Origin of the sequence: Thalassobacillus cyri, assembly GCF_900107755.1 — a bacterium.
GTDB classification, from domain to species: domain Bacteria; phylum Bacillota; class Bacilli; order Bacillales; family Halobacillaceae; genus Thalassobacillus; species Thalassobacillus cyri.
Genome location: NZ_FNQR01000002.1, coordinates 55,513 through 70,010 on the forward strand (window position 1 = coordinate 55,513; position 14,498 = coordinate 70,010).

A 14,498-nucleotide genomic window follows, 5' to 3' on the forward strand; every position below is an offset into this window, starting at 1 on the left:
TTATGCATCTTTGTTATTTTATCACAGGAGGAATCAAAAAAATAGACAGGGAAAAGTCCCTGTCTACGAAAAATTATCTAGGTTAAATGGAGTAGTTAGGAGATTCTTTTGTAATCTGTACGTCATGAGGATGACTTTCCCGTAATCCTGCACCAGTAATGCGGATAAACTTACCTTCCTCACGAAGTGTCGGCAAATCAGCAGTTCCGCAGTACCCCATGCCAGAACGAAGTCCTCCGACAAGCTGGTGCAGCGTATCCGCCAAAGGTCCTTTATATGGCACGCGGCCTTCGATACCTTCTGGCACTAGCTTCTTTTTCTCTTCGGAATCCTGGAAATAGCGGTCTTTGGATCCAGCTTCCATTGCCCCGACACTGCCCATGCCTCGATATACCTTGAATTGACGGCCCTGGAAAATTTCTGTTTCTCCGGGACTTTCGGAAACGCCGGCGAACATACTGCCGATCATGACCGCATGTGCCCCTGCTGCCAGTGCCTTTACGATATCTCCGGAATACTTGATTCCTCCATCCGCAATGACTGAGACATTATATTTGTGAGCTTCTTCGGCACAATCATAAACCGCAGTAATCTGTGGAACACCGACCCCTGCTACGACACGAGTAGTACAAATAGAACCAGGACCAATGCCCACTTTAATGACATTCGCTCCTGCTTCAATCAACTCTCGGGTGGCTTCAGCGGTAGCAACGTTCCCGGCAATAATATTGACATCCTGATGTTTCGACCTGATTCGCTCTACCTGATCCAACACACCACGTGAATGACCATGAGCCGTATCAACTACCAGAGCATCGACACCAGCTTCGACCAGCTTGTCCACTCTGGTCATTGCATCGGCTGTCACCCCGACAGCAGCTGCCACGAGCAACCTGCCCTGTGCATCCTTCGCTGCATGAGGGAATTCGATTACTTTTTCAATATCTTTGATGGTAATCAAACCTTTAAGCACATTCTCGCTATCAACGAGCGGCAGCTTTTCAATCTTATACTGTTGCAATATCCGTCCAGCCTCTTCCAATGTAGTCCCTACCGGTGCTGTCACTAGATCCTCACGGGTCATCACTTCTGAAATAGCGATTGAGTAGTCATCAATGAAGCGAAGGTCACGATTCGTGATGATACCTACCAAACGCTGGCTTTCTTCACTGTCTACGATTGGAACACCAGAGATACGATATTTCCCCATCAGGTGTTCTGCATCGAATACCTGGTGTTCCGGGGTCAGATAAAATGGGTCGGTTATGACGCCGCTTTCTGAACGTTTCACACGATCGACACGCTCTGCCTGTGCTTCAATCGACATATTTTTGTGGACGACCCCTAATCCGCCGTGACGGGCCATCGCAATCGCCATTTTTGCCTCCGTAACCGTATCCATTCCCGCGCTCAGGACCGGGACATTCAATTTCAATGTCGGTGACAGCTCCGTAGCTACGGACACGTCCCTGGGCAAAATTTCTGATTTAGCCGGTACTAACAAGACATCATCAAACGTCAAACCTTCCTTGGCAAACTTATCCTCACGCATGCTCGATCCTCTCCTTTTTTCCGTAAAAATAGTTTGGGTGAAAATGGGTTAAGCTAGTGGTAGTGGTGGTTGGTAATTACTTATTGTTAATTACAATACGCCAACATGTTAGCTTTTTCAACAGTAAATTGATGGATACTTCATCCAGTCTGAAGAGAGAGGAGGCGAGGGATTTGTTACAGAATAATCAGTCTTTTTTGACCTATCTGCAAGCTGTTCCTAACACACGAAATTATCTTACTCACTGTTATGAGAAACAGGGCATCCTGGAGGCAAAAACAAAAGCTTACCGCAACAGCGAACGTTTTTGCTATTTCCTTGAACATGGGAGGAATTTTTTAGCTACGGGAAAGTCTTCACCTTTGACTGTCCAGCCTATGCTTCTATTTTATGGGCTCGGCCACTTATTAAAAGCCTGCCTTCTCGTCAAAGATCCTGATTATCCTTCTTCCTCCAAAGTACTTGCTCATGGTTTAACCACCAGAAAACGAAAAAAACAGAATTACTCATTTACCCAGGATGAAGTGAAAATTCAACCCCAGGGGTTATTTTCTTATGCTTGTGAGCGTCTTTTTAACTGCTCCCCTTTCCAAAGCGACAAGGCAGGCATGGAAAATCTTTTGCAACTGCTGCCAGATATGCAGGAAATCTATCAATGGAGCAATAAACAGCCATTATGTAAAGTGGCTGGTTTGGGTGATACAAAAATCATCTTCCCTTTAAATCAGCTTTATGATCACCAATTGACCGAGCGCAAATTGAAGCAGCGCTTTTCCAAATTTTCCGTTGTCTCCTGGAAACAAGAGAAGGATAGGCTGCATATTGAGATGGAGCAACCATTCACTCCTTATTTTTCTCAACCGTTCTATTACTCCAGTATGCAAAAAGCCTTTTATACTTCCTATGCGAGAGATACGCTGGATCATCTTCCTGAAATGATGATTCATTACATCCTGCTCTATAATCTCAGTATGATTTGTCGCTATGAGGTGGAGTGGTGGATGGATCTACACCATATTCGCGATACGTCTGATTATGCTTTACTTACTCACTTCATCTCACTCACCAGTAAAGAATCGGAAAGAATGGTCCAGCACTGGCTGCTTGCACAAAAATAACCCGGACAAGGATAGGTGTCCGGGCAAAGCTCAATCGTATATTTCACTAATATAAAGGTCATTAAAATCCTTGAGGTATATAATATCTGCACCCTCGTCGATGCGTATCATAGGTCTAGTCGGATGGACAGGATCAACAAAAACGATTTCTCCACTTTGCTCATTGGATAGCTTCACCTTTGTGCCGGTTGTATAATTAGTCATACTTTTGACGAATGCCTGGACTACAGCATGGTCGAAGCGCCCGAATTGCTCTTTCATCATCAATTCAAGTACCAGGAATGGTGATTGTTTACTCCGGTATAACCGTTCTGAGGTCATTGCATGGTACATATCACTGACCGCAATTACCCGGGCAAACATATGAATCTTCTTTTTATCCGTAGCAAGTGGATAGCCGCTGCCATCAAGACGCTCATGATGTTGTAAAATACCGAGTTTCGCAGCTTTATTCAACACTGGAATATTTTCTACCATTCTGTAGGAAAAGGTCGGATGTTTTTTTACTTCCTGATATTCTTTCTCTGTCAAAGTAGTTTCTTTCAAAAGAATTTGTTTGCTCAATTTAGCCATGCCGGCATCACTTAACAAGCCGGCTAACCCTAATTGAATCCACTCACCACGATTCATCCCCAATTTTTCTCCTAAGAACGCAGCAATCAAGGCGGTAGAAACAGCGTGATGATAAAGATAATCGTCTTTGGTAGAAAAATGATGCAGCATAAAAATATTTCTTCGCGATTTCTTAATTTGGTCCAGTAATGGCACTAATACCTCGCGTACGGCACCTATAGGGATAGCTACGCCTGCCTGCCATTCAGCGAACCACTTTTTATATGCTTTGACTGCTTGAAGATATTGTTCCATAAATGTTTTAGGATCCGCTATCTGTTTTTCAACACGGCTCTCTATTGCAGGTTCTTCCGGTGCTTCCGGCATAAAAGGCTCGCCAGAGGAAAGTTTTGGAGCGACTTCTACCTGCTGGACCAGGAATCGATGGAGTACTTGTTTATGTATATCTTTAACAACGGTATTTTTAGTAATCAATGGGCGGTTTGTTTTCCCTAAGATATCTTTCGTAATAATGCAGCCTGGGACAACTTGGGATGGATGAACCCTCATAAAACCCCTACCTCACTTCCATCGCTGATATATAAACATAAAGCCGCCCTTTTTCACATAAGGACGACTTTATGTAACACTTCTAAATTTCCGTTGTTATTCTTCTTCGTTGAATGGCTCTTCTTCAGAAATTTGTTCTTCGTTCATGGCTTCTTCTACTGCTTCTTCTGATTCTTCAGGAAGTTCTTCCTCTTCTTCCGGCTCCAGAACAGCTACCGTTGCCACAGACTCATTTTCCTGCAAGCGTATCAGACGAACCCCTTGCGTATTACGGCCTGTTTCGGAAATACTTTCGATCGGCATCCGGATCAATACCCCGGTAGCCGTGATAATCATGACATCCTCTTCGCCAGTGACAGCTTTGACTGCCACTACTTCCCCATTGCGCTCTGTGAGATTACATGTCAAAATCCCTTTTCCACCACGGTTAGTTATACGATAGTCAGCGGCTGGGGTCCGTTTACCGAAGCCTTTGTCAGTGACGGTTAGGACTTGGAGGTCATTATCGATGATTTCCATCGATACGACTTCATCCCCTTCCCGTAAGGAAATTCCTTTTACACCGGCAGCTGTACGACCCATGGTCCGTACCTGACCTTCTTCAAAACGAATCAACATGCCATGACGGGTTCCGATCATGATATCTTTTTCCCCATTGGTGAGTCGGACGGAAATCAGTTCGTCTTCCTCGCGCAGGTTAAGTGCGATCAAACCGCCTTTACGGATATTGGCAAATTGAGAAATAGAGGTCCGTTTGGATATCCCTTTTCGTGTCGTAAAGAAGAAATACCAATCGTCGACAAAGTCTTCAACGGCAATTACCGCATTAATCCATTCATCTCGCTCGACTTCAAGCATGTTGATGATTGGTATCCCTTTAGCTGTCCGGCTGAATTCAGGTACTTCATAGCCTTTTGCCTTATATACCTTTCCTTTGTTCGAGAAGAACAGTAAGGTGTTATGGGTTGAGGTGGACAGCAGATGTTCGACAAAATCATCTTCGTGCGTGCCCATCCCCTGTACGCCTCGTCCGCCCCTGCGCTGGGTGCGATAGGTAGAGGCTGGAAGGCGTTTGATATAGCCCTGATGAGTCAGGGTCACGATGATGGTTTCTTCCGGAATCAAGTCTTCATCTTCAATAAAGTCCGTTCCACCAATGACGATTTCTGTCCGGCGTGAATCATTGAAACGTTCTTTGACTTCTGTCAATTCCTCACGGATTATTTCCAATACCTTTTCTTCATCTGCCAGGATAGCGCGGAGCTCGGCAATCAACTTCACGAGCTCTTGATATTCATCCTCGATTTTTTCACGTTCTAAACCGGTCAAACGCTGCAGACGCATATCCAGAATTGCCTGCGCTTGTTTTTCAGACAACTCAAAGCGTGTCATCAATCCCTCACGGGCGATTTCTGTCGTTTTCGATTCACGGATCAGTTTGATGACCTCATCAAGATGATCCAGTGCTATCCGTAACCCTTCCAAAATATGAGCCCGTGCTTCTGCTTTGCGTAGTTCATAAGCAGTACGGCGCTTGATAACGACCTTTTGATGCTCTAAATAGTGCTCCAGTACTTGCTTCAAGTTAAGTACTTTTGGATGCCCATCTACTAAGGCCAGCATATTGATACCGAATGAAGTTTGCAATGCTGTCATTTTATACAGGTTATTCAGCAGTACATTCGGGTTTACGTCTTTACGCAGTTCAATAACGACCCGCATGCCGTTTCGATCTGATTCGTCACGCAAGTCAGTAATTCCTTCAATTTTCTTGTCTCTGGCAAGCTCGGCGATCTTTTCTACCAGCCGGGCTTTGTTCACTTGATATGGCAATTCAGTCACAATCAAACGGCCTTTTCCGTTCTCTTGCTCTTCAATTTCCACTTTTGCCCGAATCGTGATGGAGCCTTTCCCGGTTTCATAAGCTTTACGAATACCGCTTAGACCGAGAATTTGCCCGGCAGTAGGCAGGTCCGGACCGAAGATATGATTCTCCATCAGTTCCTGAATGGTAATATCCGGATCCTTACTTAATGCAAGAACACCATCAATGACTTCACCAAGCTGATGCGGTGGAATGTTGGTCGCCATACCCACGGCGATACCAGAAGTACCGTTGACCAGCAAGTTCGGGAAACGAGCCGGCAGTACCACCGGCTCTTTTTCTGCACCGTCATAGTTATCGGTATAATCGATTGTATCTTTATTGATATCGCGTAAAATTTCCATCGAAATTTTCGACATACGAGCTTCTGTGTAACGCATTGCAGCTGCAGCATCACCATCGACTGACCCAAAATTTCCATGGCCGTCGACAAGCATATAACGATAGTTGAAATCCTGCGCCATCCGTACCATCGTGTCATAAACGGCTGAGTCACCATGAGGGTGGTACTTACCGATGACCTCACCGACAATACGAGCTGATTTCTTATATGCTTTATCGGAATGCATACCGAGGTCATTCATCGCATATAATATTCTGCGGTGAACAGGCTTCAGACCGTCCCGGACATCAGGTAATGCCCTGGCTACGATGACACTCATGGCATAGTCTAGAAATGAAGTCCGCATCTCCTGACTGATATTAACTTCTTGGACACGTGGACGATTTGGTTGATCCACCATGAAATTACCTCCTATCACATATGAGGAAGGGAGACTGCAGTATGGTATAACTGCAGCCTCCGTGCATTACTATCTATCAGATTCCATTACTTGACTGTTATCTGACAAGGGAATGTTCCTTGTGAATGATTTATCTAAAATTGTTCACTTCTACTCATTCTCGATCAAACATCGAGGTTTTTCACATATTGAGCATTATCCTGAATGAAATTACGACGGGGTTCAACTTTATCTCCCATCAAAATATCGAACGTTTCATCCGCTTCGATAGCATCTTCCATATTCACTTGCTTCAATGTCCGTGTTTCTGGATCCATTGTCGTTTCCCAGAGCTGTTCTGGATTCATTTCTCCTAGCCCTTTATACCGCTGGTAGCCGGGCTTAGGTGAATTAGGAAGTTCCTGAAGCAATGCATCAAGCTGCTTGTCTGTATAAGTGTAGTGAACCGCTTTTCCCTGGGTGACTTTATATAAAGGCGGCTGGGCGATATAGACATAGCCGCTTTCAATCAATGGACGCATATAACGATAGAAAAACGTCAACAATAGTGTACGGATATGTGCCCCATCCACATCCGCATCCGTCATAATTACAACTTTGTGGTAACGGGCTTTCGAAAGATCGAATTCTTCACCAATGCCTGTTCCAAGTGCCGTAATCATTGCACGGACTTCATTATTGGATAAAATCTTATCAAGCCGTGCCTTTTCCACATTGATAATTTTACCACGAAGCGGCAGGATTGCTTGAAAATGACGGTCCCGTCCTTGTTTAGCTGATCCTCCGGCTGAGTCACCCTCAACAATATATAATTCGCTGATTTTAGGATCACGGGAGGAACAGTCTGCTAACTTACCAGGAAGATTAGAGACTTCCAAAGCATTCTTCCGACGTGTCAATTCCCGGGCTTTTTTAGCTGCCATCCGGGCTCGTGATGCCATCAGACCTTTTTCAACAATCACTTTACCCATAGCAGGATTCTCATAAAGGAACTTGGAAAAGGTCTCTGAGAATAAGTGGTCTGTGACAGTACGTGCTTCACTGTTACCCAGCTTGGTTTTCGTCTGACCTTCGAATTGCGGATCCGGATGCTTGATCGAAATGATAGCTGTCAAACCTTCACGGACATCATCCCCGGTCAGGTTAGGGTCATTTTCTTTGAACATATTATTTTTACGTGCATAATCGTTGATAACACGTGTCAACCCAGTCTTAAATCCGGACTCATGTGTCCCGCCTTCATAAGTGTGGATATTGTTCGTAAAGGAATATATATTGCTGGCAAATCCATCATTGTACTGGATCGCTATTTCAACGGTGATCTCGTCCTGCTCCGCTTCTGCATAAAACGGTTCATGAATGACTTCCCGTGTACGGTTCATATGCTCGACATACGAAACTATTCCACCCTCGTAAAAGAATTCTTTCTCTTCCGGTTCTTCCAAACGTTTGTCTTCGATAGAAATCGTCAAGCCTTTATTCAAGTAGGCCAATTCACGTAAGCGATGAGCTAACGTATCGTAGTTGTATTCTTCTGTTTCACTGAATATTTCAGGGTCAGGCTTGAAGTGGATCCGGGTACCGGTAATATCGCTCTCATCGATAACTTCCAACTCCCCTGAGGGAATTCCCCGTTCAAATTTTTGGTAATGGACTTTGCCATCACGGTGAACGAATACTTCCAAATATGTGGACAACGCATTCACGACAGAGGCACCTACACCGTGCAGTCCCCCTGAAACCTTATAACCGCCGCCGCCAAATTTACCTCCGGCATGAAGGACGGTCATTATCACTTCAACCGCTGGACGTCCGGCTTTTTCATGCATACCGACAGGAATACCACGCCCATTATCCGTTACTGTAATACTGTTATCTTCTTCGATGATCACCTGGATTTTATCACAATAACCAGCCATTGCTTCATCGATACTATTATCGACGATTTCCCAAACTAAATGATGCAGCCCTTTCTCATTGGTCGAACCGATATACATACCGGGACGTTTACGGACCGCTTCCAGACCTTCTAAAACCTGTATCTGATTTTCATCATAAGATTCACGATTTTTCATTGCTTCTTCACTCACGGTTTTCACCTACATTCCCTCCAGAAGTTTTCAATCCCATCCTGGAAAATATACCTATAAAACTCTGTGTGATCGACATAACCATCATACTTCTTCGTCGATGATCTCAGAGAAATCTTCCAATTTATTTAAAGTGGCCATCATATTGGCACGTTTTTTCAACGTCATCACAGACAAGGGGCTAAAGTATATCTGATCATCGGTAATGACGATCGCTTTGGCTTCCTGCGTCTGCGTTTCCACTACATTTTTTTCTTTACGCTGATTGTAAATCATTTCCTCAATGATGGATGAGGAAGAAATCAAGGTGTGATCAATGATTGCTACCACATCTTTCGAACGGATTACTTGATCGTCACCGATATGAATGAACAACGTTCCACCTCATTTCTCAATTTCAATTGTTCCGTTTGCAACACGGAATATTTCCGCCTCTTTCAATGCTTCATGCTCGATACCATCAATATTGGTGGTCGATACGAAGGTTTGCACTTTTCCTTGAATCGTATGGAGCAAGTGTGACTGTCTGAAATCATCCAGCTCACTAAGGACATCATCAAGAAGTAAAATCGGATATTCTCCTACTTCACTATGAATCAGCTCTATTTCTGCCAGTTTCAAAGAGAGAGCTGTCGTCCGCTGCTGCCCCTGTGATCCATAGGTCTGGACGTCCTTTCCGTTGACATAGAAAATAAGGTCGTCCCGATGCGGTCCTGCCAGTGTAGTTCCACGTTCGATTTCTTTATCTTCCATTTTTGAAAACTTTTCTTGATATCTAGTACTAATTGTTTCCAAATTCATAGCTTCTGATACTTCTACGGTGGCATCATAATGGACTTCCAGTTGTTCGAGCTGTCTGCTGATGCTCTCATGGATCGGACCTGCCCAGCTGCGTAACAGCTTCAGGAACTTGAAACGTCTTTCAATGATGGTACTGGCGTGTTCGATCAACTGATCGGTCAGTACATACAGCATCGTTTTATCTGTTTGGCGATGACGCTGCAGGTCTTTCAATAAATGATTGCGTTGTTTCAAAACCTTTTGGTATTGCCCCAAGTGATAGATGTAAGCAGGCTGTATCTGTCCGATTTCCATGTCAATAAACCTACGACGCACCTGAGGGCTCCCTTTGACCAGGTTTAAATCCTCAGGTGCAAACATAACAACATTCAACGCCCCGATATAGTCACTGAGGCGTTTTTGTTCTAAATGATTCATCTTTGCTTTTTTTCCTTTTTTTGAAAGGATGATTTCTAATGGAAATCGACGGTTACGTTTATATATACTACCTTCTATTTTAGCATACTCTTGCTCCCATTGGATAAGTTCCTTATCTCTAGGCGTACGATGGGACTTGGTAAATGCTAACAGATAAATGGCTTCCATAAGATTTGTTTTCCCCTGGGCATTTTCGCCGATAATTACGTTGATCTTATCATCAAACTGTAATTGGATCTGATCATAGTTACGGAAAGTTCTCAGCTTGATATCTTTAATATACATCCGAATTTCCTTTCAACCGGTCTGGTTCAACTTTCTTTTACAACGTCGAAGCTGCCCATACCCGGAATTTCGACAACGTCACCTGGATATAATTTCCTTCCCCGGCGGTCTTCCAATGCCTCATTGACATATACTTCGTATTCCGCTAAGAAAATCTTGACCATTCCACCAGATTCGACAATATTTGCCAATTTCAGAAACTGACCCAGTTGAATGTATTCCGTGGAGATTTCTATTTTATCATCCATATTTTTCACCCTAATCAAGTAGTTTGCCTATCTTTCTATTTTACTAAAAAAAAGAAGTAAAGAAAAGGATGAGCCATACTATAAAATCATTAATGGTTCCATTTCTATTTTGTGAGGATAGGTGGCATAATCCTTATCTAATAAATGACAGCTATTGTTGGCATTGATACGGAGTAAATTTCCTCCACATCAATAAATTTATCGATGCATCATTTATAAAAAAAGAAGAGCCGGACGTTGGCGGGACGTCGGCTCGTTTTGTTTAGTAAGTTCGGACAGGCAGGATCAGCTGCAGTACCTGGTTGTTATCGGTAGCTCGAATCAGGAATGGGCGCATTGCACCAGTAAATTCAACTTTCACCTGATCACTTCCCACAGCTTTCAAGGCATCCATCATATATTTAGCGCTGAACGATATCTTTAATTCTTCCCCTTCAATTGTTTCAGCGTTCACTTCTTCTACCACATCTCCTACTTCAGGAGAGTTACCGTTGATTTCGATTTGGTTGCCGCCTTTTGTAATCAACCGGACGACATTATTACGATTTTCTCTGGCCAGTAAAGAAGCTCGATCGATTGATTGCAGTAATTCTTTGGCATCCATGGTCACTACTGTTTTACTTTCATCCGGAATAAGCCTTGAAGTTTCCGGGTAATTCCCATCCAGTAAACGTGACAAGAAATAGAGATGTTTGGTGCGGAATAATATTTGATTATCGGTGACACTGATTTCAATTACCTGGTCGGAATCTGTAAGTATCTTATTCAACTCTGTCAAACTTTTACCAGGAATAACTACATTGTTAAAGGAAATTTGAGTTTCCTGGCTTTTCAGCGGTAGCTTACGGGAAGCCAGACGGTGACTGTCTGTAGCCGTAAATTGCAATTCTTCATTTTCAATTTTCACGTTAACCCCAGTCAATATTGGCCGGGTTTCAGATGTTGATACGGCAAAAACCGTTTGGCGTATCAAGTTTTTCAATAAATCTATCGGTAGTTCAAAGCTATCCTCGGTATGTAACTGAGGAAGTTGTGGATATTCTTCAGCATCCTGTCCGTTTAAATGGAATTCAGCACTTCCGGATCGGATCGTGACGTTACGATGGTTATCGGTTTCGATTTCCACTGTATTTTGTGGAAGTTTCCGTACGATGTCTGGAAAGTATTTTGCCTGCAGTACAATACTGCCAGGTTCGATTTGTTCTACATAAACAATGCCATCTTCTTCAGCAGGAATAAACGATTCAATGGAAATATCAGAGTCACTGCCAGTCAACTTCACGCCTTGTTCGCTTGCTTCCAATTTCATACCGGTAAGAATCGGAATAGTGGTACGGGAAGAAATAGCCTTCATCACATTTTGCACGCTTTCCATCAATTGTTCGCGTTGGATTATGAATTTCATTAAAAATCCTCCTAAATGAGTCATTATATATATTTTTTATTAATAAAAATAGTAACAGTAGTAATAGGCGCTGTGAATATGTGGATAACTGTAGGGAAACTCAAGGACAGAAAGTCTACCCACATGTGGATAGACTGTTGATGACCGTGAATGAGTTATACACATATTAACGTCAATGGGATTTCAACCGTTCTCTCAATTCATCGAGTTCACGTTGTAAATTCTGATCTTCTGCAAGCATCTTTGATATTTTTTCGTGCGCATGAATCACAGTCGTATGGTCTCTTCCTCCAAATTCCTCTCCAATTTTCGGCAATGAGAAATCTGTCAGTTCACGAGATAAGAACATAGCAATCTGGCGCGGGAAAGCTACTTGTTTCGTTCGTTTTTTCGCCGCAAAATCTTCTAAGCGGACATTATACTTCTCACCAACCATTTCCTGAATCGCTTCAATCGTAATCACCTTGGGCTGGGAACTCGGAATGATATCCTTTAATGCTTCTGCCGCCAAAGAGGCATTGATATCGCGATTGATTAAAGAAGAATAAGCAACAACACGTATAAGAGCACCTTCAAGCTCGCGAATGTTGGTATCAATCTGATTGGCGATGTACAGCATCACTTCATTAGGAATATCCAGTCCTTCTGCCTTCGCCTTTTTACGAAGGATGGCGATCCGTGTTTCTAAATCAGGAGGGGTGATGTCAGTAATCAGACCCCATTCGAACCGGGAACGCAGCCGATCCTCCAGCGTCGGGATTTCTTTGGGAGGACGGTCACTGCTGATGACAATCTGCTTGCTTTCTTCGTGCAGAGTATTGAATGTATGGAAAAACTCCTCCTGGGTTTGTTCTTTCCCGGCCAGGAATTGAATATCGTCTATCAATAAGACATCGACACTTCGATATTTATTACGGAAATTGACGGCTTTATTGTCACGGATAGAGTTGATGAATTCATTCGTAAATTTTTCGGAAGACAGGTAGACTACTTTTGCACTTGGATTATGATCCAATACATAATGGCCGATTGCATGCATCAAGTGGGTTTTTCCCAGTCCAACTCCCCCATAAATGAATAATGGGTTATAGGCTTTCGCTGGTGCTTCTGCAACGGCAAGCGAAGCAGCGTGCGCAAAACGGTTTCCGGATCCAATAACAAAGGTATCGAATGTATATTTAGAATTGAGCATACTCTGCGGAGATTCTTCTCCATCATTTTGCTTCGCATCAGGTACTTTTTTTGCTGCAAGTTTCACATCTTCCAAGGATTGTTCCTTGTTTTCTGGAATGATGAATCTTGTATTTAATTCTGCTCCTGTCACTTCGTAAACTGTTTCACTGATCAATTTGGAATATTGATTTTCAAGCCAATCTCTCGCGAACTCATTGGGGGCAACTATCGTCAAGGTATTATCCTTTAGGGAATCTGCTTTCGTTGCTTTCAACCATGTTTCGAAGCTGGGCTTACTTATTTTTTCTTTCATCTTCTCCAGGGTGCTGTCCCAGAGTTCATGAATATTTTCCAAATCGTCTCACCCCTTTCATCCAGTAACACATGAAACAAAAAACCTCCCGTTCTCTTTCTCGAACACGCGAAAAAAGCTCGAAAGGTTGTAATGTATAACGTTTGTACAATCCCGTGCGGGAAAAACTATATTTAATTGGTGTGGATAGAAAAAATGGTTCATTCTACAGGTTTCGACTATTTATTTTCATTGTCCACAAAACTGTGCATAACTTTAAAAACAGCCCTGTGTACGACTATCCACAGCTTATCCACAGTCTGTGGAGAAGATTATATCGGCTGCTTATTTTTCCAAAGTTAAAACACAAATATGATATCAAATAAATCCTTGTGTTGCAACGGTTTTTCGATGTTTATCCACAATCACCACAGGTTGTAGATGAAAAATATCCACAACACTATATTTTGTGATTAGCTTGTCAATATTTGCTGTGGATAGTCAAAATACGTCGAATAATATATTAACAATGGCTGTGGATTATTCACAAAAGTAGATTGTATAGCAAATGAAATAGGTTGTAAAACATGCTGGACTTTGTGTTATGATACAGGCTGTTATATAACGCAGGGCCAGGGGAGATCACGGGCTGATAAAAAGAAATGTAATATAGAGTTGACATTTATGGATAGGTTTATTTATAATTGATTGGACTGCCTTTTAGCATTTTAATTTCAACTTTTAATTTTCACCAGGAGGTGTCTATATAATGAAACGTACATTTCAACCAAATAATCGTAAGCGTAAAAAGGTACACGGTTTCCGCACGCGCATGAGCACGAAAAACGGTCGTAAAGTTTTGGCTCGTCGTCGCCGTAAAGGAAGAAAAGTTCTATCTGCATAGGCCACTGAGATGAAGTCAGTGGTCTTTTTTTCCGTTAAAGTGGAGGAATAAGCTCATGAAGAAAGCATACCGAATCAAAAAAAATGAAGAATTTCAGCGGGTTTTCAAAAAGGGTAAATCGTTCGCTAATCGTCAATTGGTAATCTATTACTTGAAAAAAGAAGACCAGGATCATTTCCGGATCGGCTTGTCTGTAAGTAAACGTATCGGCGTTGCTGTAGTAAGGAACCAGATCAAACGATACTTGAGACAAGCTTTCCATGAGCTTGAAGACAATATCGATCCCAGGTATGATTTAATTATCATTGCCCGTAAACCAACGAATGATATGGATTTTCATCAAATGAAAAAAAGTCTTACCCATGTATTGTCGAAATCAAAGTTATTATCGAAAGACAAGAAGTCTAAGATATAATATAGAATTGAGTCCTATGAAAATGCTAAAATGTTTAAGAGAAAAGTA

At 42.6% G+C, this 14,498-nt stretch carries 12 protein-coding genes; 3 read left to right on the forward strand and 9 right to left on the reverse strand.

The annotated features are described in order from the left end of the window. Positions 1–82: 82 nt before the first annotated feature. Positions 83–1,552: an IMP dehydrogenase gene (guaB, locus tag BLV00_RS02570; RefSeq protein ID WP_093042116.1), complete on the reverse strand. Its 1,470-nt coding sequence runs from the start codon at positions 1,550–1,552 to the stop codon at positions 83–85. 173 nt (positions 1,553–1,725) lie between these two features. Here guaB and BLV00_RS02575 point away from each other — a divergent pair, with 173 nt between their 5' ends. After that, positions 1,726–2,670 carry a YaaC family protein gene (locus BLV00_RS02575; RefSeq protein WP_176791299.1) on the forward strand — a complete coding sequence of 315 codons (945 nt, stop codon included), beginning with the start codon at positions 1,726–1,728 and terminating at the stop codon, positions 2,668–2,670. A 30-nt stretch (positions 2,671–2,700) separates the two neighbouring features. Here the strand turns inward: BLV00_RS02575 and BLV00_RS02580 are convergent, their stop codons facing one another. From BLV00_RS02580 to dnaA, 8 genes are all read right to left on the reverse strand, one after another. Next, positions 2,701–3,792: an HD-GYP domain-containing protein gene (locus BLV00_RS02580; protein ID WP_093042120.1), complete on the reverse strand. Its 1,092-nt coding sequence runs from the start codon at positions 3,790–3,792 to the stop codon at positions 2,701–2,703. 96 nt (positions 3,793–3,888) lie between these two features. Then, complete coding sequence (gyrA, locus tag BLV00_RS02585) at positions 3,889–6,420, reverse strand: DNA gyrase subunit A (protein ID WP_093042122.1); 2,532 nt, start codon at positions 6,418–6,420, stop codon at positions 3,889–3,891. A gap of 164 nt (positions 6,421–6,584) precedes the next feature. Then, on the reverse strand, positions 6,585–8,495 hold the full coding sequence (gene gyrB / locus BLV00_RS02590) for a DNA topoisomerase (ATP-hydrolyzing) subunit B (RefSeq protein WP_093042704.1): 1,911 nt from the start codon (positions 8,493–8,495) through the stop codon (positions 6,585–6,587). Between the two features lie 99 nt (positions 8,496–8,594). After that, positions 8,595–8,885 (reverse strand): extracellular matrix regulator RemB, encoded by a 291-nt coding sequence (remB, locus tag BLV00_RS02595; protein ID WP_093042124.1) that lies wholly within the window; start codon positions 8,883–8,885, stop codon positions 8,595–8,597. 9 nt (positions 8,886–8,894) lie between these two features. Beyond that, a complete protein-coding gene (gene recF, locus BLV00_RS02600; RefSeq protein WP_093042126.1) occupies positions 8,895–10,013 on the reverse strand; it encodes a DNA replication/repair protein RecF in 1,119 nt (372 codons plus the stop codon). Positions 10,014–10,039: 26 nt separating this feature from the next. Next, positions 10,040–10,261: a S4 domain-containing protein YaaA gene (gene yaaA / locus BLV00_RS02605; protein ID WP_093042128.1), complete on the reverse strand. Its 222-nt coding sequence runs from the start codon at positions 10,259–10,261 to the stop codon at positions 10,040–10,042. Positions 10,262–10,523: 262 nt separating this feature from the next. Further along, the gene (dnaN, locus tag BLV00_RS02610) at positions 10,524–11,666 is read right to left on the reverse strand and encodes a DNA polymerase III subunit beta (RefSeq protein ID WP_093042130.1); all 1,143 of its coding nucleotides are present in this window, start codon (positions 11,664–11,666) and stop codon (positions 10,524–10,526) included. A 172-nt stretch (positions 11,667–11,838) separates the two neighbouring features. Beyond that, on the reverse strand, positions 11,839–13,194 hold the full coding sequence (gene dnaA, locus BLV00_RS02615; RefSeq protein ID WP_093042132.1) for a chromosomal replication initiator protein DnaA: 1,356 nt from the start codon (positions 13,192–13,194) through the stop codon (positions 11,839–11,841). A gap of 706 nt (positions 13,195–13,900) precedes the next feature. On the opposite strand from dnaA, the gene rpmH reads away from it, so the two are divergent. Next, entirely contained in the window at positions 13,901–14,035 is a 135-nt protein-coding gene (rpmH, locus tag BLV00_RS02620) for a 50S ribosomal protein L34 (protein WP_019377820.1), read from the forward strand. A 55-nt stretch (positions 14,036–14,090) separates the two neighbouring features. Beyond that, a complete protein-coding gene (gene rnpA / locus BLV00_RS02625; protein ID WP_093042134.1) occupies positions 14,091–14,450 on the forward strand; it encodes a ribonuclease P protein component in 360 nt (119 codons plus the stop codon). Positions 14,451–14,498: the final 48 nt, after the last annotated feature.